We start from the raw sequence: 22,432 nt of genomic DNA, 5'->3' as shown, positions 1-22,432 counted from the left end.
CGCCGGTCGGAACAATATTATCCGGCTCGCTCGAATGCCGGCATCAGTGGGCACCGACGGCCGTTGGGTGTTCATTGCCAGCGAGTAAGGAATGATCCGCGGCCTGGGGTGCAGGTTATCGTGAGCGTTGCCGGCGGTTCTAACCGTCGGCAGGACTCACGAACTCATTTGCGCGTGCGGATTCCCTTCGCCGGTGGTTTGCGCGCTGTTCCTCAAGGTGGAGAGTGGAGGAGTAATACAATGAAGAGGACGATGCGACGGTCGACCAAGGCGGTACTGGTCGCCGCCGTGAGCTTCCTGACCGCTGCCGTGGTTCCCGGCAGCGCATCAGCCGGCCAACCACCGTGCGACTGGAAGCGAAACGACTGCAATTTCATCCGGGTTTCCAATCACTACAACTTGCCGGACGTCATCATCGCCACGTTCCATGCCTACGATTGGGCTTACGACGAAATTCCGGGAACTAAAAAGGAAGCCCGAATAGGCGCAGGTGGCAAGACTACCTACTTCTTCCCGAAGGGGGCCGCGCATGCGACGCTGCGGCTTACCTCCGGCTTGAGCGGTGAGCGTCTTCCGACGCACATTTATGACGACGTGAAAGACTATTGTTTCCGCGTGACCAATACCGGCGTTGTGCACGGGCCCCTCCCCGAATGCCACTACTGATCTCCGTTGCTGTCTACGTCATCTGTCGACAGGTGACGTAGACAAGCGGGCTGGTGTGATCCTGCTTGTCTTACGCCATCTGTCGACAGATGGCGATGTTTTGTGTTCCGGAACGGACGCCACGCGTACGCGGATGGACGCCACGCGTACGCGGATGGACGCCACGCCGATCTCAGGCATGCGGAGGACTCGCCGAGTGTCGTCCGTCTGCGCACGCATGCCGTCCATCTGTGTACGCATGCCGTCCATCTGCGCACGCGACGACGCCATCTGTCGGCAGAGGGCGAGACATCAACGTAAAGCCACCAGGATCACGAGACACGCCCTAGTGGAACTGCCCGGTCAGCATCGCGGTGGCGAGCTCGACCCGTGATTGGTAGCCGGTACGGGAGAACAGCCGCGAAAGCCTGCCCTCCACGCTCTTCTCACTGCTCCCGAGCGCGTTCGCGATCTGCTTGTTGCTCAACCCTTCCGTGACGAGCACGGCCAAGAGTCGCTCGTTCTCCGCGACCGCCTCCTGGCGGCCGGGGATGGCCACCCCGTGCACACGCATCAGGTTGCGTGTCGACGCCCGGCTCAGCAGCGCGTTCATGTCGCCCAGTAACGCGTATGCCTCGGCCAGCAGGCCCGGCTCGGCGACGCCGTACCGCACCAGGCGTTGCAGCACGACGAATTGCTCCAGCGGTTGACCGCGTCGCTCGGCCAGCCGGATCGCCGCCTGCGCCGAAGCGTGGTCGGACTCGACCAGCGCCCGCAGGGTCAGCCGGTCGATCTCGGCGAGTTCGGTGCCCATCCGGGTGGCGACGTGGTCGACCTTGCGCAGGTAGCCGGGCAGGTCTTCGGTCCGCCCGGTGTGGAGTGCGATGTCGGCCAGCATGATCCACAGACCTTCGGTCCGCGCCAGTACGCCGTTCTCCTCGGCTCGTTCCAACGCGGACGTGAGGATCGACTCGGCCGACTCGATTTCGCCGAAGACCAGTCCGTAGCGGGCTTCCGCGAGTGCGAGCAGGTGCGGCAGCGTCGGCTGTCGCGTGCGCGCCGTCGCGATCAGGTCGCGGGCACGCGCCAGCCTGCCGCGGAACAGCTGCAGTACCGCGGCGATCTGATACATCGCGGTCTGCACATGGTTGCATCCGTGCGGCGCGCTGGTGGCGATGCTCTTGTGCGCCAAGTCCAGCGCTTCGTCGATCCTGCCGTGGTAGACCGCGAGGAGGGACTGTCCTGGCAGGTCCAGCTGGACGGGCGAACCGTGGACTCCGGCGGCCAGCCGCTCGGCACGGTCGCGCTCGGCGAGTACCAGTAACGCGCCCGCTCGGTCACTGACCTCCTGGCAGGGGCTCTCGCCTGCCTTGAAACGGCCGGGCAGCACGGCGACGAGCCGGTCGAACCCGGCTGTCCCGCCCAGCCAGAGCTCCGCCGTCGCGCGGATGGTTTCGACGTCGTGCGTGGCCGGAGTGGTCTCCGGGCTCAGCAGGGCGAGCGTTTCCTGCCAGCGCCCGAGCAGTGACAGCGTGTACGCCCTGGCGACCGCCTGCTCCAGTGCCGTTCCAGGCCATGGCCACCACTCGCCCTGCGCGATCTTTTCCAGCGTACAGGTCTCGCCTGCCTGGTGCATCGCGGTCAGGTGCACGAACAGGACGTCCGGCACCATGCCGTCGGGGATTTCGCGAGCGTAGCTTTTCAGCACCGTGTCGGAGGACTCCAGCGCGAGCGCGGCTTCTCCGCGTACCAGGCAGGTCCAGGCATGGGTGAGCAGGATCCCCACCCGGTCCACTCGATCCCCGGTGAGCTCGGCGGCGGCTCGCAACCACGGGATGGCCCGGACGCTGCCCCGCACCGCCACTCGCCCGGCGCTCGTCAGCAACTCGTTCCTCGCCCGGTTCTTGTCGACCATCGCACCGGCATTGACCAGCTGGTCCGGCAAGTAGTAAGGGTCGGCGCAGCGCGCCGTTCCCTGCCACAGCGCGGAGACGGCGATCTGCGCCAGCTTGCGCCGTTCGTAGGGGCCGAGCAGTTCCTCGAGACACGAAGCGACCAGCGGAAGCCGGAACCGCCATGCGCGTTCCGCGCGGTGGAGTTTCAACACGCCCGCCCGATCGAGCTGTGTCAGCAGGCGAATGGCCTCCCCCTCGGGGATTCCCATCGCCTCCGCCACCAGCCGGGGCGCCGCTTCACCGAGTGGGCCCACTACCGCGATAGCCTTGGCGGCGCGCCAGTACTCGGGTCCCATCCGGCGGATCCACTGCACCGGGAGGTCGGTGTTCGGCCATCGTCGCGGAAAACCGCGCCTCAGATACGCACGCCGGTCGACGATCCTGGCCAGGCCGCATTCGTGGAAGCTCTCGATCACGGTGCCCGCGGTGGCGGGCCAGCCCCTGGTCTGCTTCCACAACCTGGTCAGCGCCACCGGCTCGAGCGTGGCTTCGATCGCGCCCGCGATGAAGGTGTCCAGCTGCCGCGGTGACAGCGGCCGCAGGTTGACATGGCGGACCAGACCGTCCTGGCTCAGCCGGCCATAGGCCTCGGCGAACGCGGTTCTGGCGTGCGGTGGCAAGGGGAGCGGCAGCACACAGACGCAGACCGACGTGGTGCCCTGCAGTTTCCGGACCAGGCTTTCCAGCGCGGCGAGCGATTCTGGCTGCACGCGGTGGACGTCTCTGACGAGCGCTACGGAGCCCGGTGCTGTCCGGTCCGCGCTCCGCGACCCCGGTTGGTCCGGCAACGGGAGTTTGGCGCGGGGATCACTGAGCGACACGTTGACAATTCTGGGCGGCCTGGAGTAAGTATTATTGCAGTGTTTTTGTACTTCGTCGAACGCTGAATCGAGGTCCATGCCCGCCGGGCCGGTGATGACCAGTAGCGGCGGACGGCCAGGTGTGCGGAAGATCTCGGATACGGCGTTACCGTGTGGCCGATGGAGTCTTTCCGGTTGCATGACTGGGTATCACCACCGTCTCATACCTCGATCAGCGGAATTTTGTCGAGACCATACTCGGGCGGTACTGGAAACGTTAGCAATCTCAACCGTTGGATAGCGCGTTTCCGTGATTTATGGAAACTTGTCCGCGAATTACGGAGTCGGTGAATTCCGGTACCGGACTCGGCGTGTCTTCGTTGGGGCCCGTGAGGGAAAATCCCTAAGCTTGTCCGGCATGATGTACAAGACGGTCCGTTGCGGTGGTCATCCGCGTAGATTCCTTTACTGAGCGGGTCTGTCAACACTCGAGCGGCCAGCGGGTTTGACTCCAAAGGGTGACGGTGCGGGAAACAGGGAGGCTGACGGTGTTCACGGAGCGCGGTTCCTTTATCGGCCGAAAGGCCGAGATCGCGGCGCTGGACGAGATCACCGGAAATCCGGCGCTGATGGTCGTCCGGGGTGACGCGGGTACCGGTAAAACCGCTTTCCTCGATGTCGCCGAGTCCAATTTACAGGCTCGCGGATTCGATGTCGTACGTATTCGGTGTGCCGCTGACCTGCCCCGGTGGGACTTGTTCTGCGGCGCGCTGGTGGTCGCCGCGTTCCGGAGCGAGTTCCACGAGCTCGGCAACTCCAGGGTCGCCGCCGCGATGGCGGCGGTCAGCCGGCTGTGCAGGCCGGCGACCTATCGCTCGGCCCAGCCACGGTCGCGGCTGCTGTCCGAGCTGGAGCGGCTGTTCGGCTGCCTCGCCACCGGCAGGGTGGCGGTGCTGATCGACGACGCGCACGCGGCGCCGGATCCCGCACTCGTCGTCACGGCCGCCTATCGGGCGGGCTGCGTGATCGTCGCCACCTGCCGCGAAGACGGCGTCACCGCGGAGCCGTCCGCACTGAGCGCGCTCGCGGACAGGGTGCTCGACCTGGGGCCGCTCTCCGAGACCGAGATCGACGAACTGCTCGCCGACGCCGCCTGCGGTGTGCCGCTGGACGAGGCCGTGGCGCCCGCGCTCGGCTCCGCGCTCGGCTCACTGGCCGGAAACCCGGGCGCCGTGCTCGGGATGTTCACCGCACTGCGCCGCAGCGGACGGGTCGTCCGGGTCCAGGATCACCTCTGCTTGGCGCATTCGAACAGGCCGGTGGCGTTACCGCCCGAAAACCACCTGGTGCGGCTGGTGGCCGATCTTGGTGAGCCGGCCGGACATCTGCTCGCCGTCGTCGGTGGCGCCGACGGTTTCCGCCTTGACGATCTGCGGTTCTTCGCCGCCGCCGTCGGGCAGGATCTCGATACCTGTGGCCGCGTGGTCGACTACCTGGTCGCCGCCGGTGCGCTGGACTGTGACAAGTGGGGAGTGCTCGGCACTCCCTGTCCCGCACTGGTCGCGGCGATGGATCCGGTCGAGGTGCCCGGCGTGCACCGCGCGATCGCCGAGTATCTGCTGCGCGACGGCGCGGAGCCGCCGGATCCCGCCACGCTGGCCGACCACATCGCTCTGGCAGGCACCGCCATGCCTGCCGACCCGTCGTTGGTGGCCTTGCTGGAGACCGGGGCGGACGGCTCGCTTTCGACCGATCCGGAGCTGGCCGCCCGCTGGTACCGCGCCGCGCTGCACCACTGCGTGCCCGGCGGGACGGACCACGCTCGGGTGTTGACCGTCCTGCAGCGACTGCTGGTGCGGATCGGGCACTATCGATGCCTCGGTGAGGTCGTCGCGGAAGCGGTGAGCACGGGCTTCGCCGGTCACCAGCGGCGCGAGCTGGCGGCATCGGCGGCGCTGGCCGCCATTTACACCACCGTCCCGGTGCCCGGTCCCGTGTACGACGCAGTGGGCCGTGACGCGGAATGCCTTGCCCCGCTGGATTTCTGCAGCCGGTGGTTCACCAGCGGCGAACTGGGCAGCGTGAGTGAGCTGACGGCCGCCTTCGCCGTGTTGCGGGGAGACGACTTCCCCGCCGAGGCCGCCGAGGTCGCCAGTGACTGGCATGACGTATCGCACATGTTCCAGCTGGTGCTCGGCCAAGGGCACGGCAAGCCGGTGACCGGCCCGCTCGCGGCGTACGCCCGGCTCAGGCAGTGCTACCTCAAGGGCGAGTGGAACGAGATACCTTCCTATGCCAGGGCACTCGAGCTGACCACGCCCGTCCACCCCGCGATCCATCCGCTGGCGCGCTTGCTCGCCGCGGAGGTGCTGGCGCGGCAGGGCGACGTCAAGCGGGCCGCGCAGTGGCTGTCATTGGCAGGCCCGCAGTCGCCGCATCCGGCCAGTCATGCCTGCGTCGAAATCGACATCGTCACCCGGCTGGGAGAACCGGACCGCGCCAGGGCGCTGGGGTGGGCGGCGTACGAGCGGATCTCGGGCGAAGACCAGCTCGGCCTTCCCTGGCTGCTCGTCCGCTTGGCCTACCTTGAACTGATCGCCGGTGACTCGGCGAAGCTGCGCCGGTTGTGCGCCGAGACGAAACAACTGCACGCCCGCTTCGGCGGCACCCAGTTCCGGGCGGCCGAGCTCGTGCTGCGGGGGATGGTCGAGCGCGACCACGCCGCCGCGGTCGAGTCGATCGAGATCATGCGCAGGCAGGGCGCGCTGACCGACCTCGTGTGCGGCTGTGTCGTCGTCGCACTGCTCGCCGACGACCCGCGGCCCTGGTTCCACGAGGCATACGGCATCGCCAGGAGCCTCGGTGACGACTGGCTGCGCTTGACCATAAAATCCTTCATGGCCACCAGTGGGCTGACGCCGCCGCGTTATCGCGCTCGCCATGTGGAAATGTCCACCGTGGAGGAAACCATCATCACGCTCATCCAGCGTGGACAGACCAACCGGCAGATCGCGGCCTCGATCCTGGTCAGCGAGAAGACGGTGGAGAACCACCTCACCCGGCTGTTCGCGAAAACCGGCTGCCGGTCGCGGCTCGACTTGGCGACGGCCAGCCTCGAAGGGCGCCTCGTACTGGCCGGATACGCCCGCGCCGGTTCGGCTTGAGACGGAAGGCACAACGTGGCAAACGACGTGATCGTGGTGACTCAGGTCGCGGCGATGGGACATCGGTCGATTTCAGAGGCACTGGCCGAGGCGGTGGACGGCTCGGTCATCATGGTGAGTCCTGGTCAGTACCGCGAAACGGTGGTGCTGACCAAGGCGGTCACGGTCACCGCGGAGGACGGGCCTGGCAGTGTCCGGGTGATCGCGGCATCGGGCCCCGCCGTGGTGCTGGCCACGGATTCGGCCGCACTGTCGGGGCTTTCGTTCGAAACGCAGGACACCGAGAGCCCGGCCGTCGTGGTCACGGCGGGCCAGCTCAGTTTCACCGACTGCCGGATTTCGGCGTCGGCGTGGTCGGCCGTGTACGCCGCCGAACGCGGTTCGGTGCTGATGCGCGGCTGCCAGGTGAGCAACCCTTCCGGTGCCGGGGTGGTGGTGACCTCGTCCACCGGTAACGTGCTCGACTCGTGCGAGATCCACGATCTGGGCACTTCGGGGGTGGTGATCGCAGACCACGGTGAGCTGGTCGTGCGCGGCGGCACCGTGCGCGACGCGCGCGGCAACGGCCTGTGCCTCAACGGGCACGGCAAGGCCACGGTGACCGGCACGAGGATCACCGGCACCAGCAAGCCCGCGGTCGCGGTCGAGCAGCACGCGGACGTGACGATCACCCGGCTCACCATCGCCGATGTGGCGGGTATCGGCTTCTACCTGGCTTCGGCGGGCGACATCGTTCTCGAGGACAACACGGTGTCGGGGTCCGGGGCGGACGGCGTATACGTGACGGAGTCCAGCGCCCCGGTGTTGCGGCGGTGCAAAGTCAGCCGTGCCAAGGGATACGGGATGTTGTTCACCGGCGGCGCCGCCGGCAGCGCGGCCGAGTGCGAGGTGTCCGATATCGCGGGGACCGGTGTCGGCGTGCTGGAGCGCGCCACCACGGAGTTCAGCAGGCTGACGGCGTCCGGTTGCACGGCGGCAGGGGTGGGCCTTGACGGTTTCGCCGATCCTTTCTTCCGCGGGCTTCAGGTGGCGGGTAGTGACGGTGCGGCGATCGAGGTGACCGGCGGCGCACGCGGCCGGTTCGAGAACATCGAAGTGCAGCGCTGCGGAACGAACGCGTTCGCGGTGAACGGCGGCGGGCGTACCTCGGTCACCGGGCTGAGCGTCCGAGGTTCCGGGCAGGCCGCTGTGCTCGTGGAGCAGGCTTCCGTGACACTGACCGACTGCGAGATCGCGGAGGCGGGTGGCGACGGTCTGGTACTCGGCGCAGGCGCCGAGGTGGTCGCGACCCGGTTCCGGGTGCGGGAAAGCAAAGCGAGCGGCTGTCAGCTCGCCGCCGGCTCGTCCGGCACGGTCGAGCAGTCGGAGTTCACCGCCAACGCGGGCGACGGCATCACCGTGCACAGCGAAGACACGGTCCGCTTGATCGATTGCCTGGTGCGGGACAACAACGGTTCCGGACTTCGCCAGAGCAGGCCGAGCGCGAACCTGACCGTAACGAACCTGCGCAGCAGCGGAAACCAGGTACGGGACGCCTACGGCTCCGCTGGTTCGGCAGGCTCGCCCGCGACCGGACAGGCCGCACCGCTGGCGCCGGCGCAGAGCAAACAGCCGGAGGCGCGCACGGCGGGCGATCCGTTGAGCGAAATGAACGCGCTGGTCGGCTTGGACGGCGTCAAGCGCGAGGTCAACTCGCTGGTGAACTTGAACCTGATGGCCAAGCGCCGCGTCGAGGCCGGACTGTCCGCACCGCCGATGGCCCGGCACCTGGTGTTCGCCGGTGCACCGGGTACCGGCAAGACCACCGTCGCCCGGTTGTACGGCGCGGTGCTCGCGGAACTGGGCGTGCTGCGCTCCGGGCACCTGGTGGAGGTCGCCCGCGCGGACCTGGTCGCGCAGATCATCGGCGGCACCGCGATCAAGACCACGGAGGCGTTCACCAGCGCGCTCGGCGGCGTGCTGTTCATCGACGAGGCTTACACCCTCAGCGCCGGCCAGGGCGGCACCGGCCCCGACTTCGGCCGCGAGGCCATCGACACCCTGATGAAGCTGATGGAGGACCACCGCGAGGACGTCGTGGTCATCGCCGCGGGCTACTCCGCCGAGATGCACAGCTTCATGCAGTCCAACCCCGGCATGGAATCCCGCTTCAGCCGTACCATCGAATTCGAGAACTACAGCCCTGACGAGCTCGTCACCATCGTGCGCCAGCAGTGCGGCAAACACGACTACCGCCTCGACGACGAAGCCGCCGCGAAACTGTGGGACTACTTCGAACGCATCCCGAAGGACGGCACGTTTGGCAACGGCCGCACCGCGCGCAAGGTCTTCGAGGTCATGGCGGACCGCCAAGCCTCACGGCTGGCGTTGTCCGACTCCGTGGTCATGGCCGACCTGACCGCACTCGGCGCCGACGACTTCGACGCCTCGATGATCTAAGCGGCCAAAGCCTCGTGAGTCGTGAGTGGCGCGGACGGTGCCGGCGGACCGGTATTCGGTGACCTGGCTTTGTCGTGTGGTGGCTGGGGCGCCATCTGTCGACAGGTGGTGGTATCGCGTACTTCGTGGCGGAGCGGGGCCGGTGCGGGGCCGGTGGCGGTGCGCGGGTCGCCCATATCACCTCTAGCGTTGCAAGGGTGGCTCTTGTGTCGTCACCACCGCGAACCCGCCACCTGTCGACAGATGGCGAAAACCCGAACATCACGAACTACAGCTGGAGTTATTGCCGCGGAAGGCAAACATGGCGTGCCTGCCGGGTGGTTGGGTGAGGGAGGCCCTCACCCAGTTGACCGAGTGAGGGAGGCCCTCACTCAAGGATTCGGGTGAGGGAGGCCCTCGCCCGAGGCCGGGTAGGTACCTGGTGCGGGCGAGGCCGCAGGCCGGGGGTCGTGAGTGTTGCCGACGGTTAGAACCGTCGGCAACACTCACGACCCCCGCGCCGTTGATAACCGGCAACACTCACGGCGCCCGGCGAGACAACACCACGTTTGGCTTTCCCCTCAATAGAACCAGTCGCACTACTCGCGACTGTGCTCAGCGGTCCCAGTCGGAGACGTCGGGCAGTGTGCAGTGCGACGCGGCGTGCGCGGTGAGGCCCGCGCTGAGCACTTGGAGCGAGCGCGACGAGGACGGCTGGTGGCCCGTGAGCCGCTCGATCTGGCCGAGGCGATAGTCCAGCGTGCTGCGGTGGATGATCAGCGAGGCGGCTGCTTTGGTGCGGTTGCCGTTGGCCGCGCGCAACGCGTCGAGCGTCTCCAGCAGCAGCGGATTGTGGACGACCGGCTCGATCCGTTTCACCAGCAGTTCCCGCACCTTGGGGTGGCGTAGTATCGCGTACTCCACGAGCACGTCACCGAGCTCGTAGCAGCCAGGGGAGCGTTGCGACGCCAGCGCGGACGTGAGCACGTCCGCCGCTTCCGCCCGTCCGGCCGGAATTTCGGCGGTCACCCGCCAGGAGACGGCGGTCCAGCTCTCTTCCGGCAGCTTGGCCTGCAGCTGCTGGGCGAACCTGATGGCGAAGGTGATGTCGTGCGCGGGGATGAGCGCGTATCCGCCTTGGTCGCACACCAGGGACAGGGTGCCGTCGAGCACCTGAGCCGCCAGCCACGCTTCCGCCCGTTCGTGCCCTTCCAGATCCTCTTCGGCGATGCGGAAGGCGAGCACGCCGTACGCCGCGGCGACCTGCTGGCGCCAGCCCTCGGGTGGCTGGTCGCCGCGCAACAGGGCTAGTGCCGCCTGCTGCGGGTCTTCTCTGTGCTGTCGTGGCTTGCTGATTTCCTTGAAGCCGTTGGACAACTCGGCCAGGCATTGGTGGCTGACGTCGGCGACGGTCGCGAGCGCGTCCGCCATCGTTTCACTGGCCTGCCGGCTCAGCAAGACCGCTGTCGTCTCTTCGGCGACCTTGCCGAGCAGCGCGAGCAACGGGTCCAGCGGCCAGCGCCGAGCCGCCCATTCGTGCCCGAGCATCCGGATGGTCGCCCGGTGCCTGCCGGTCAGTCCGTCGCCGAGTACGGCGTCGAACAGGTCCAGCTGGCAGGTGATGATCTCGAGCGCGTAGCCCTGTTGCTGTTCCGGGATATCGGCGAGTTGCGCCGCGATGCGGACACGCACCTCGGTCCCGAGTCCTTTGCCGATGGCATCCCGGTCTTCGATCATGCTGGCGGAACACCTTTCGCTCACGAGTTCGCCGCACGCGCCTGCTGGGCGGCTTCCCGTTAATGTAACCGCAAGCAGTCAAATTGCACCTGATCGTGTGCATAATACGAAAAGTGTCCGTGTCTCGCGGAATATCTTTCCGAAAAACGCGGAGTATTACACTTGGCCTGAATTGATGCAGGGGGAGAAGCGAGGAAACGGATGCTCGAGATCGATGGCCTCACCTGGATCGTGACGGTCGGGCTGATCCTGCTGTTGCTCGCGGTCGACCTCGTACTGGCGGCAATGCGGCCACATCGGGTCGGCTTTGGCGAAGCCGTGGCCTGGTCGGTCGGCTACATCTTGGTCGCGGTGGTCTTCGGGGTGTGGCTGACGATGGCACATGGCGGTGAGTTCGGCGCCGAGTATTTCGCGGGTTACATTGTGGAGAAGAGCCTGTCCGTCGACAACCTCTTCGTCTTCGTCATCATCATGACCACGTTCGCCGTGCCGGAGAAGCACCAGCACAAGGTGCTCACCTTCGGGATCATCGTCGCGCTGGGCATGCGCGCGGTCTTCATCGCGCTCGGCGCGACGCTGCTGTCGTTGTTCTCCTTCATGTTCCTGCTGTTCGGACTGCTGCTCATCTTCACCGGCGTGCAACTGTTCCGCCACCGCGACGAGGATCCGGACGTCGAGAACAATGTCGTGGTCCGTACCGCGCGCCGGGTGCTCCCGCTCTCGGCCGACTACGACGGCGGACGGCTGTTCACCACGGTCGGCGGCAAGCGGGTGGGCACCCCGCTCGTCGTGGTGCTGATCGCGATCGGCGGGATCGACCTGCTCTTCGCGCTGGACTCGATCCCTGCCGTCTTCGGCATCACCGACGAGCCGTACCTCGTCTTCGCGGCGAACGCCTTCGCGCTGCTCGGTTTGCGTGCGCTCTACTTCCTGGTCAAGGGCTTGCTCGACCGGCTGGTCTACCTGTCGGCGGGCCTGGCGGTGATACTCGGGTTCATCGGCGTGAAGCTGATCCTGCACTGGGCCCACGTCGACATCGACGCGCGGGTGCCCGAGATCTCGACACCGGTCAGCCTCTCGGTGATCATCGGCATCCTCGTCGTGGTGACCGTGGCCAGCCTGCTCAAGACCCGCCGCGATCCCGCTGCCAAGGCGCACCCCGGCTCTTTGCGTGCGCAGGACTCACCGCCGGGCGATCACTGAGTCGTTTTCCTTGTTTGGAGGAAATCATTCCGCAAGCCGCCCGCGGGCGAAGATGAACAGCTAGACTCGGTTTATAGAACAAAACGAGAAACTTGTCGGAGGGTTCAGTGTCGCGTGTTCGTCAAGTGCTCAGTTCGAACTGGCCAGTGAGCATAGCGGCGGCCAATTCCACCCTGGATTGATAACCGGTTCTGGAGAACAGCCGGGAAAGCCTTCCTTCGACGCTCTTGTCACTTGAATGCAGCAGTTGGGCGATTTGCTTGTTGCTCAGGCCTTCGCTGACGAGCACGGCGAGCAGGCGTTCGTTCTCCGCGACGGTCACTTGCCTGCCAGGCACGGCCACGCCATGCTGCTGCATGAGAAGGCGCAGCCAGGCTCGCCGTAACAGCGCGTCGGCGGCGCCGTAGTGTTCGTAGGCTTCGACGAGCAGGGACGGTTCTACGAGGCCGAAGCGCACCAGCCGTTCAATTCCGGTGGCTTGCTCGAAGGGTTGCCCGCGTCTTCTGAGCAAGGCGAGCGCCGATTCGGCGGCGTGCTCGTCCGAGTTGACCAAAGCCTGTACTGAAAGCCGGTGGATCTCCGCCGGTCCGGTACCGATCTGGGCGGCGATTTTCTCCAGCCGATGCAGACATTCGGGAAGCTGGTCGCGACCTGTCCCGTCGTGAATGGCGATCGTCGCGATGGTGATCCACAGGCAGTCGGTCTGCGCGACGACGCCTTCGTCTTCCGCCTGGCCGACCGCGGTCAGCAACAGCGAACGGGCCCGCTCGTACTCGAGGAACATCATCTCCAACGCGGCTTCCGGCACCGCCAGCACGTGCGGCAGTGCAGCCCGGCGGGAGCGCGCGGTGGCCAGCAGTTCACGACTTCGGGTGAGCTTCCCCCGTGACAGCTGGAGCATCGCCGCGAGCTGGAACATCACGCTCTGGTTGGCGTCACAGCCGTGAGGCGGGCCGGTGGCGATGTTCTTACGCGCCAGATTCAGCGACTCGTCGAACTCGCCGCGGTAGAACGCCATGGCCATCTTGGCTGGGGCGCCGAGGTTCACCTCGACCTCTCGAGTACGGGTGAGCAGCTCCTCGACCCGGTCGAGTTCGCCCAGCGCGAGCAGCGCGCGGCTGTGCGAGACCAGCTCGGCGATCGGTCGCTGTCCCCGGCCGACCCGAGCGGGCAGGGTGGCGACGACCTCGTCGAACTCGGCGGTCAGGCCGAGGAAGAGATCGGCGGACGGGCCGATCATGGTGATGATGTCGTGGAACTCTTCGGCGCCGGGTTCTTGCCGGACGATGTGGAGCAGGTCGTGGGTTTCGCGCCATCGGCCGAGCAGTGCCTGGGTGAAGGCACGGGTGATACCCCGTTCCAGCGGGCCGCCCGGCCACGGCCACCAGCTCCCTTGCGCGATCTTTTCGAGCATGTCGAGGTCCTTGCTGTCGAACAAGGCGCCCACATGCACGAGGTAGACATCCACCAGGTTGTTCGGGGTGATGTCGTCGAGATAGGTGTTCAGTAGTGTGCTGGAGGACTCGAGGGCGAACCTCGGCAGCCCGTGTGCCAGGCACATCTGGGCATGAGTCAGCAGGATCGCGGCGCGGTCGCCTCGGTCGCTGGTGACCTCGGCGGCGGCGCGGAGCCAGGCGATGGCCTGGTCGGCGTCGGCGAGTGTCAAGCGCCCGGCGTTGGCCAGCAACTCCTGGCGGGCACGCTCGGGATCGACCATCCTGCCCGCGTAGGCGAGCTGATCGGGCAGGTAGCCGGGGTAGGCGCTGTACGCGGTGCCCGCCCAGAGCGCGTCGACGGCGATCTTGGCCAGCCGGCGGCGTTCGAACGGTCCGAGTACGGCCCGCAGCGTGGCGCCGACCAGCGGGAGTCGGAACCGCCATGTCCCATCGACGCGGTGATAGCACAGCACGCCGATCTGCTGGAGCGTGGTCAGCAGCTCGGCCGCCCGCGGTTCGGTGACGTTCATCGCCTTGGCCAGCAGATGCGGCAGGGCCGGCCCGAGCGGATCGAGTACCGCGACCGCTTTCGCGGCACTCCACAGCAGGGCTCCCTTCCGCCTGATCCAGTGGACGACTTCGTCTGTTTCGGTCAGGCGGGGATAGCCGTGCCAAGGCGTGTGGAAGACATGCCGGTCCACCTTGCACACCATGTCGTTTTCGTCGGCGATCCGGATCGACTTCGCGATGGTGGCCGGCCAGCCACGGTTGACCGACCAGCTTCGCTCGACCAGTGCCTGCTCGGGTGTCGCGCCGAGCGCGGTGGTGTACTCGGACTCGTACTTCGATCTGGGCAGTGGCCGGAGGGTGACGTACCGGAGCAGGCCGTCGCGGCGCAGCCGGTCGAACAAGAGGCCGAGTCCCTGCCGGGACTCCGGCGGCACGGGCAGCGCGAGACTGGCGACACACACGGTCTTCGTGGCAGGCAACTGCCGGACCAGCGCTTCGAACGGCTGTAACGCGTCGGGCCGCAAACTCTGCACGTCTTTGAGAGAGATGGTGCTGACCTGTTTCCCGCGCAGTACGGACTGCGCGGGAAACAGGTCGAGCAGATGCAGCTTCGTCAAGCTCCCGTCGAGCGAGATGGTCAACGTCGTGCCCGGCGTGTCCTGGTCGCTCTGCCTGCGAAGGCAGATCTCGTCGTGGGTGTGCGACACCTCGAACCCCGCGGGGCCCGCGATCACGACCAGCGGGACCCCGGCCGCGGTGCGGAGCCCTTCGACTACCTCGGTGACGAGACGCTCGTAGGAGGGGAGTGGGTGTTCCTGAGGCACGGCTGCTCTTACGGTCAGTGGAAGTGGCCCAGCGGAGAGTACGGTGTCGTGCGCCGGAGGGCGACTCGAGGCGACCATCGCAAGCGATCCCGGGGAGTTGTTCGGGGAGGGAGCAGCGCGCAGGACAATCGAAGTTCGGGGAGCTCAGTCGACCCGATAACGCGAGACCATTCGCCAGCCAATGGCAAGCGCGACGATCACGACGGGAATCGTGAAGAAGGCGATTCTCGCGATTCCACCGGAAAAGCCCATCAGCACGACGACGAGTCCCAGGAAGCCCAGCGTGAACCAGGTCGTATAGGGGGCGCCGGGCAGCCGGAACGAGGGCCGTTCCAGCTCGCCGGCCTCCGCCCGCTGCCGGAGCCGGTGCTGGGCGATCATGATGAGCGCCCAGGTGGCGATCGTGCCGAGCGAAGCGATCTCCGTCGCCACGTCGAACGCGTCTTTGGGTACCACCACGTTGAGCACGACACCGAGCAGCCAGACGCCGCAGGTCATGAGGATCGCGCCGACCGGAATCCGCCGCTTGCTCATCCAACCGGTGAAGCGGGGAGCTTCCCGCTTGTCCGCCAGCGCACGCAAGATCCGGCCGGTGGCGTAGAGACCGGAGTTCGCCGACGACATGGCTGCGGTGAGCACGACTATGTTCATCACGTCGCCGACCGCGGGGATGCCGAGCCTCGAGAAGACACTGACGAACGGGCTGACGCCTGCCTGGTAGTCCGACCACGGCATGAGCATGACCAGCAGCAATACCGAGCCGACGTAGAAGATCGCGATGCGCCACACGACGCTGCTCACGGACTTCGGGATCACCTTGTGGGGCTCGGCCGCCTCACCGGCGGCGACGCCGACGAGCTCGATCGCGGCGTAGGCGAAGATCACGCCCTGGAAGGCGAGCAGCGGAACCGCGAGGCCGTTCGGGAAGAAGCCGCCGTGGTCGACGAGGTTGTTGATCGAGGCGGGCGCCGAGCCGATGTCCGCGGCGGTCAGCAGCAGGCCGAGACCGACGACCAGGAAGACGACGATGGCCAGCACCTTGATCAAGGAGAACCAGAACTCGAGCTCACCGAAGACCTTGACCGAGAGCAGGTTGATGGCCAGCACGCCGACCAGTGAAAGCAGCGCGCCGACCCACACCGGCAGGCTCGGCACCCATTTCTGGAGGTAGTGGCCGACGGCGGTGATCTCCGCGACGCCCGTCATCGCCCAGTTGAACCAGTACATCCAGCCGGCGACGAAGCCCGCCCATGGGCCGATGAACTCCCGCGCGTAGGTGACGAAACTGCCTGCGCTCGGGCGGTGCAGCACCAGTTCGGCCAAGGCGCGCATGACGAACATCGCGGCCAGGCCGCAGACCGCGTACGTCAGCACCAAGGAGGGGCCGGTGCTGGCGATCCGACCGCCTGCACCGAGGAACAAGCCGACGCCGATCGCGCCGCCGATACCGATCATCTGGATCTGTCGGTTGCCGAGCGTCTTGTGGTAGCCCTCGGCATCCGGTTCGGCAGGCGCGCTGCCGGTATTCACAGAAGAACTCATGACCGACCCTCGTGATTGGGAATTCGGATACTTCGAGTCGGTGACTTTACGTCGACAGAATTGAAACTGATCCCGTACTTGAGCAAGACTTGAGACTCGACCATGAGGTTTTCACATTATGCGGACGAGTTGGACCTGGATGATCTTCGCGAAACCGGATTCACTCGGTCGGGTTTCCGCATTGTGCGGAATGGGTCGCCTCAGGCGAGCCGGGCGAGTTCGCGTTCGAAATCGATCCAGTGGTTCTCCTCGCCGAAGGGCACGACCGCGCGGGCCCGCTCGAGGAAGCCGGCGAGCTCGTTCGTACGCGTCATGAGCTCGACTCGGCCGGTCGGCGTCATCAAGTGGATCAAGGTCGAGCCGTCGCGCGCGGACGGCCTCAGCTGCACGTCGCCCTGACCCGCACCGGTATAGAGACCCCGGCTCACCAGCTCGCGGCTGAACAGCCACGGCGGCAGCTGCGGGCGTTCACGGGGAGCGAAGTGAATCGCGTAGGGGTCTCGCGTGTCGTAGGTCAGATCGACCCACAGCGCGTCAGTGGACAGCGGCGTTCGAAGGCCGAACGGAACCTTTGCGTGGAGCATGACGTAGTCGTCGGTCATGACGCGCAACTTCCCAACGGTGTCGTGGCTGGCTCGGGCAGGAAAAGATCGCCACCATTGTCGACACGAAATCCTGCTGTGCGGCGTCGCGGACGCTGAGTCCCGCAGGATGCGGATCGGTTTCCGTGGTTCGCCACCGCTATGCCGGAATTCTTCCGCGACTCGCTGATTGCGGGTGTGTCGGTATGCGCAAACCGGAGCAGATGAACCATTCTCGAAGGGCACGTGCCGGCCTCCTGGCGATGTCTCGCTCATCGCGGCACCGCTTGGGTAGGCTCGGAAAGCGGTTTCCAGCGATCGGAGAGCGGTATGGGCTCACAGGTCACCCTGCTGGACGTGGCTGAACGCGCCGGTGTGTCGCTGGCGACCGCGTCCCGGGTCGTCAACGGCAGCGAACGTGAGGTCGGCGCGAGCTTCCGCGAACGCGTCCTCGCCGCGGCCGCGGAGCTCGGGTACACCGCGAACACCTTCGCGCAGGCCATGGCGCGCGGCAGGAGCGACGTGGTCGGCCTGCTTCTGCCCGACATTCGTGACCCGTATCTCTCGGTGATCGCCGCGGCCGCGACGTCGGTGGTGCAGCCGAGCGGCGAGCTGATGCTCGGCACGACGATGCACAGCCCCGGCCAGGAACTGCGGTACGTGACGACGATGCGCGCCCGGCAGGCCCGCGGGCTCATCGTGGTCGGCAGCCGGACCACCGACGCCGCGCACACCCGCGAGCTGACCAGGGCGATCGCCGGGTTCGTGGCGAGTGGCGGCCGGGTGGCGGTCATCGGCCAGGACAAACTCGAGGCGGACACCGTTCTGCCGCAGAACCGGGCAGGTGCGCGGGATCTGGTGAGTGCTTTGGCCGAGCAAGGACACAGGACGTTCGCCGTGCTCGCCGGGCCGAAGAACCTGCTCACCGCACGGGACCGGCTCGACGGCTTCGTCGACGGACTCGGCAAGCGTGGCATACGAGCGGCCGTCGTCGTGCACGGCGAGTTCAACCGGGACGGCGGCTACCGGGCGATGTCGGAGCTGCTCGCGCGCAAGACCCTGCCGGGCTGCGTCTTCGCGGTCAACGACGTGATGGCGATCGGGGCGATGGCCGCGGTCCGTGACCGTGGTCTGCGCGTGCCGGACGATGTGGCCATCGCGGGGTTCGACGACATCCCGACCCTGCGCGACGTCGCGCCGTCGTTGAGCACGGTCAGGCTGCCACTCGAGGACATGGGCCGCGCCGCAGCGCAGATGGTCGTTGACGAGCCGTCCGCGCCGAACCGCCGCGTCCTGCGCGTCAAGGGCGAGGTCGTCCTCCGTGAAAGCACCGCCCTTGACAAGGGGAAAGCGCCTTCCCGGTGAGGGGCACGAAAAAAGTTTGCGTCTGATGGCGGGTCACAGCCGTATCACAGGTTGACAACCGTGTGGAAAACGCGGATCTCCCGACCGAAGTGAGTAGCTCATGGCGAGTAACCGAGGGCGTCACCGCATCACGCGCAGGACGAAGATCGCCACCGGCGCGCTGGGCCTGGCCATCGCGGTCGGCGGCCTGGCCGTGGTGGCCACCGCCGGTGAGCCGGGCGAGGCCAGGGCAGACGCTGTGGACAAGGCGTTCTTTGTGGACATCACAACTGTGCGGCCCACTGTGAGACCGCCGCAGCAGGGCGGCAACGCTTCCCGCGGGACGTTCACGGTGAACTGCGGGCGCAACGAGAACGGCCATTTCAACCCGGACAACTTCATCGCGCAGCCCGGTATCCGCAACGGTGCGGAGCATCTGCACGACTACGTCGGCAACCTCTCCACCAACGCGGACTCGAACGACAAGAGCCTGCTGAAGGCAGGCACCACCTGCAAGAACGGCGACAAGTCCGCCTACTACTGGCCGGTCTTGCGTATCGACAAGGAAGACGAGGCGCAGGAGGCGAACCCGCCGGCACAGAAGCAGCAGCGCGCTCAGCAGCAAGCGCAGGACAAGCAGGCTGGCAAGGCGCCGGCGGTGGACTGCCCGGATGTCGCCAGCCGGCTGCCGGACGTTCCCGCGCAGGCCCAAGCCGAGATCCAGCGCAACCTCGACCTGCTCGACACGCAGATCGCGGAGGCCGACAAGCGGCTGGTCACCTCGCGGGGCGAGGGCGGCCCGAACTTCATCCAGAACGCGATCCTCGGCCCGCTGAAGGACAAGCGCGTCGCGACCATCGACCGGATGGCCATCGCGATCGGCCGCACTGCCGCGAAGCCGCAGGGCTTGGACAAGCTCGCGGCGTGCAAGCTCAAGGACGCCGCGGCCGAGAATCCGCCGGGTGAGCTGCCCGAGGAGAACGACAACAACGAGCTCCCCGGAAACGACGGGATGATCCAGCGGCCGGAGCAGGCCGAGATCAGCTTCCGGGGCAGTCCTGCCGAAAAGGTAACGGCCATGCCGCAGTTCCTTCGCGTGCTCTATGGCGACGCGAAGGTCGGCCAGAACGGCCCAAAGAACGCCAGGGACTCGTGGACCTGCACCGGCTTCGAGGACCGCGTGCTGATCAACAAGTACCCGATCTGCCCGCAGGGCAGCAAGGTCAAACGCATCCACGACTTCCCGAGCTGCTGGGACGGCAAGAACACCGACAGCGCCAACCACCGCACGCACATCGTCTACCCTGACCAGAATGGCAAGTGCGGCAACGGTTTCAAGGCCGTGCCGCAGCTCAGGATATCGCTGACGTACAACATCCCGCTGGACGTGCAGAAGGCGGGGCAGTACAAAGTGGACTCATTCCCGGAGGAGGAGCACAACCCGTTCTCCGACCACGACGACTTCGCCAACGTGATGTCGCAGGCGATCATGAACCGTCTCGTCGACTGCCTCAACAAGAACAAAACCTGCGCTGAGTGAGGCTGATTCACCCACCTGTGGCGTGTCCGGCGATTCGTGGGGTGAGGGGCCTTGGGTATCGTAAGCTCTCAGGTCCCCTTGCTTCGCGATTGGCTGGGGCTACCCTTTTTCTTGCTTGCGGAAGAAGTCGAAACCGAGGGTCCTTCGTGAGGGATTCCCCGTTTTGAGAGTCGGCTCCCAGGCGACTGTCCGGGCTGAAGTCTGCGACCTGCTCTAATTCGAGCTGTAATTCGGTTCTTTCAAAGAGCGTAAAGGTAGGTCGTGGGGATGGCGATGAGCGCGGCGAGGCGGCTGGCAGGGTTCGCACTGGCGGCCGCGGTTTCGGCGGGTGCCATGATGGCGACGGCAGGGGTGTCAGCGGCGGACGGTAGTCCTCCTGCTTGCCCCTTGGATCTGAGCAAAAGGTTGTGTGTGACGGTTCACACCACCGCTGCCAAGACCGTACACAGCGTACGGGTCGAAGGACAGTGTCTTCCCTTCGCTCGTGGAGAAGTGTGGGCCCCCGGACGGATTGCCTTCAATGTCAATGCGCTAGGAGTGGCCGCCGACGACATCCGGCCGCCGGTGACGCTGGCCTATGAAGGACCTGACTGCAATGGTGGCACGGGGAAACCCAGCAACTATTGGGGTTGGCGGCCTGCCGCCAACAGTCCGCACGGCTATAAAGAATTGAGTATATTCGGCTGAGGTTCGCCAACTGACAAAGACCACCCGGCTCCGCCGGGTGGTCTTTGTCAGTTGGCTTCGCGCTGCTGGCTCGCCTCGGAAGTGGAACTCGCCAGCGACCGCGGGATGGTTCGGCGAGTTGGAGTTGCTCTTCGCGAAAGGAGGAACCTGGACGATGGAAGGCCAGATTCCTCCTTTCGTGCCAGCCATGGCGTAGCTGCCGACTCCCGATCGTCGCGGCCTGTGGGACACCCTCGGGCGATGTCAGTGCGGGCAGCGGTTGCGCTCGTCGGGCGTCATGTTGCGGGTGTAGAAGGTGACCGAGCCGTCGTCCGGCATCGGTGAGGTGGCGGAGAAATTCCAGACGTACCAGTAGTAGTGGCCGCGCCACCTCTTCCCGAAGTGGAGTTCGTAGTCGCCGGTGATGGTCTGCATCGTCGGTGCGTGGAAGATCTGACCGACGCTCCACGCAGGCGTGTTCAACGTGTCGGTGCGGGTGACGGTGTGCGACCAGTCCCAAGTGTGGTTGTACGTGGCCGTCACCGTGGCCGTGTAGACGTCGGCGAACTTCATGCCTGTCTCGATGGTGATGCCGACACTGTTGGAGCCGCCGGTGGCGTCGGCCCATGAGATCGACTCGCGCTGGTTGACCTTGCTGCAGTTGAAGACGGTGCGGCCGACCTGGTGGCGCTTGCCGGCGAACTCCTTGCGTGACTTGGCGTGGAACACGCAGGAGTCGGTGCCACTGTTGCACTTTTCCAGCCGCTCGCGTTCGGTCGGATCGGAGTCGGCCTGCGCGATCGGGGTGGCCAGGCCGAGTGTGACGATGGAGATCATGGCGAGTGTCAAAGCTTTTCTGATGCGCATAGTCTCGGATCCTTTCTTGGCGACATGAGGAATGAGGGCGTGGTCAGCACACCCTGTCCCCTGGATCTGCGGCCGCGGCAGCCGTGATCCGGGAGACACGTTCTAGTCGAACGCGATGGACTTGGCGCGCTTGTCCAGCTGGGGCCCGACGTACGGGGTGTCGGACTTGTACGGGCCGTCCTTGTTGCCGTCGAGTTTCTCGCCGGTGTAGAGGTACATCCAGCAGTTGCCCCACGCCTCGACCGAGGAGATCCGGCTCGCCCACCTGTAGTCGGCGAGCTTGACACTGAAGTCTTTTCCGTTGCCGTTCTTGCATGGATGCGGCCCCATGAACGTGTACGAGGCACCGTGGAAGTCCTGGTCCTCGAACACTCTGCCGATGACCACGTCACCCTCCACCGTGGCAAGGCGGTTCCCCTGCGCGGCCGTCCCCGTGAAACAAGCCTGTTCACCGGTTTCCACCCGCACAGCGCACTGAGTCGTCGGCGCGGCCGTGGCCACCGCCGGAACACCGACCCCGAGACCGACGATCGCCATCGCCAGTGTCGCAACAGGACGCACCACATGAGTACGCATCGCTTTCCTCCTAAGACAAACTGTGGTCCGAAACGGAGGTGGCGCCCTTGCCGCCGCCTGAAGTATGAACATGGAAGGCGCCACACCGCCAGACCATGCCGAGTTTTTCCGCAAATAGCTAAATTGCGGAAAATGTTAAAAATAGCCACATTCGAGATGAACGCATGGTTGCGGTCAGCGGTGCGCGGGGCCTTGTATTGCCGGTGGATCGAGGCCGTTCAAGGGCCTGGTTCCGCGGCCAGGGTCGTGACGACACAAGGGTCACCCTTGCGTCGCTAGAGGTGACACGAGCCGCCTTTGTCACCTCGCCGCACGAGATTCGCGACCCCGCGTGCACCAGGAACCACAAGAGTCACACCTGGCCGGGCGTTGAACGTTATGAACGCCCCTTCCGCAACGTCGAACGTTGTGAAAGTGGCGTTCACGTCGTGTTCCATAGGACTTGACGTGTCGGGTGGAGGCTTAAAGTACCCAGCATTGCCAGGCAGGTGAAGGAGGCTCACCCCGGCACCGCGAGACAAGTGCGCAAGCGGCCGTCAAGGCAGGTCGTGAGCGTTGGGGGGCGGTGAGACAAGTCCGAGCCAGATAGAACCCCCCCGCGCGCGAGGGTCGTTGAGGGGTGGG

General features: G+C 66.1%; 13 protein-coding genes. 6 read left to right on the top strand and 7 right to left on the bottom strand.

Annotated elements, in window-relative coordinates:
- Window positions 1–240: 240 nt before the first annotated feature.
- Window positions 241–666, top strand: coding sequence for a hypothetical protein (locus ACFV15_RS36315; RefSeq protein ID WP_378356404.1), 426 nt, complete (start codon window positions 241–243; stop codon window positions 664–666).
- A 325-nt stretch (window positions 667–991) separates the two neighbouring features.
- On the opposite strand, the gene ACFV15_RS36310 is transcribed toward ACFV15_RS36315, so the two are convergent.
- On the bottom strand, window positions 992–3,310 hold the full coding sequence (locus ACFV15_RS36310; RefSeq protein WP_378356402.1) for a helix-turn-helix transcriptional regulator: 2,319 nt from the start codon (window positions 3,308–3,310) through the stop codon (window positions 992–994).
- Window positions 3,311–3,948: 638 nt separating this feature from the next.
- Here ACFV15_RS36310 and ACFV15_RS36305 point away from each other — a divergent pair.
- Together ACFV15_RS36305 and ACFV15_RS36300 are read left to right on the top strand one after the other, a co-directional pair.
- Window positions 3,949–6,564 carry an AAA family ATPase gene (locus ACFV15_RS36305; RefSeq protein WP_378356400.1) on the top strand — a complete coding sequence of 872 codons (2,616 nt, stop codon included), beginning with the start codon at window positions 3,949–3,951 and terminating at the stop codon, window positions 6,562–6,564.
- A 15-nt stretch (window positions 6,565–6,579) separates the two neighbouring features.
- Window positions 6,580–9,003: a right-handed parallel beta-helix repeat-containing protein gene (locus tag ACFV15_RS36300; RefSeq protein WP_378356399.1), complete on the top strand. Its 2,424-nt coding sequence runs from the start codon at window positions 6,580–6,582 to the stop codon at window positions 9,001–9,003.
- 594 nt (window positions 9,004–9,597) lie between these two features.
- Here ACFV15_RS36300 and ACFV15_RS36295 read toward each other — a convergent pair.
- Window positions 9,598–10,719, bottom strand: a complete 1,122-nt coding sequence (locus ACFV15_RS36295) for a PucR family transcriptional regulator (protein WP_378356397.1) — start codon at window positions 10,717–10,719, stop codon at window positions 9,598–9,600.
- 201 nt (window positions 10,720–10,920) lie between these two features.
- Here ACFV15_RS36295 and ACFV15_RS36290 point away from each other — a divergent pair, with 201 nt between their 5' ends.
- Window positions 10,921–11,922, top strand: a complete 1,002-nt coding sequence (locus ACFV15_RS36290; protein ID WP_378356396.1) for a TerC/Alx family metal homeostasis membrane protein — start codon at window positions 10,921–10,923, stop codon at window positions 11,920–11,922.
- A 121-nt stretch (window positions 11,923–12,043) separates the two neighbouring features.
- Here ACFV15_RS36290 and ACFV15_RS36285 read toward each other — a convergent pair whose 3' ends face one another.
- From ACFV15_RS36285 to ACFV15_RS36275, 3 genes are all read right to left on the bottom strand, one after another.
- Window positions 12,044–14,692, bottom strand: coding sequence for a hypothetical protein (locus ACFV15_RS36285; RefSeq protein ID WP_378356394.1), 2,649 nt, complete (start codon window positions 14,690–14,692; stop codon window positions 12,044–12,046).
- A 144-nt stretch (window positions 14,693–14,836) separates the two neighbouring features.
- A complete protein-coding gene (locus ACFV15_RS36280) occupies window positions 14,837–16,234 on the bottom strand; it encodes an amino acid permease (protein ID WP_378356393.1) in 1,398 nt (465 codons plus the stop codon).
- A gap of 200 nt (window positions 16,235–16,434) precedes the next feature.
- Window positions 16,435–16,836: an SsgA family sporulation/cell division regulator gene (locus ACFV15_RS36275; RefSeq protein ID WP_378356391.1), complete on the bottom strand. Its 402-nt coding sequence runs from the start codon at window positions 16,834–16,836 to the stop codon at window positions 16,435–16,437.
- Window positions 16,837–17,145: 309 nt separating this feature from the next.
- Here ACFV15_RS36275 and ACFV15_RS36270 point away from each other — a divergent pair, with 309 nt between their 5' ends.
- Entirely contained in the window at window positions 17,146–18,180 is a 1,035-nt protein-coding gene (locus ACFV15_RS36270; protein ID WP_378356390.1) for a LacI family DNA-binding transcriptional regulator, read from the top strand.
- A gap of 100 nt (window positions 18,181–18,280) precedes the next feature.
- Entirely contained in the window at window positions 18,281–19,699 is a 1,419-nt protein-coding gene (locus tag ACFV15_RS36265) for a DUF1996 domain-containing protein (protein ID WP_378356388.1), read from the top strand.
- A 930-nt stretch (window positions 19,700–20,629) separates the two neighbouring features.
- On the opposite strand, the gene ACFV15_RS36260 is transcribed toward ACFV15_RS36265, so the two are convergent.
- Together ACFV15_RS36260 and ACFV15_RS36255 are read right to left on the bottom strand one after the other, a co-directional pair.
- Window positions 20,630–21,232, bottom strand: coding sequence for a hypothetical protein (locus ACFV15_RS36260; protein WP_378356387.1), 603 nt, complete (start codon window positions 21,230–21,232; stop codon window positions 20,630–20,632).
- Window positions 21,233–21,334: 102 nt separating this feature from the next.
- Window positions 21,335–21,808 carry a hypothetical protein gene (locus tag ACFV15_RS36255; protein WP_378356386.1) on the bottom strand — a complete coding sequence of 158 codons (474 nt, stop codon included), beginning with the start codon at window positions 21,806–21,808 and terminating at the stop codon, window positions 21,335–21,337.
- Between the last annotated feature and the right edge of the window lie 624 nt (window positions 21,809–22,432).

This window comes from Amycolatopsis sp. NPDC059657 (assembly GCF_042734395.1).
Taxonomy (GTDB): Bacteria; Actinomycetota; Actinomycetes; order Mycobacteriales; family Pseudonocardiaceae; genus Amycolatopsis.
This window is presented reverse-complemented; position numbering and strand designations above follow the sequence as displayed.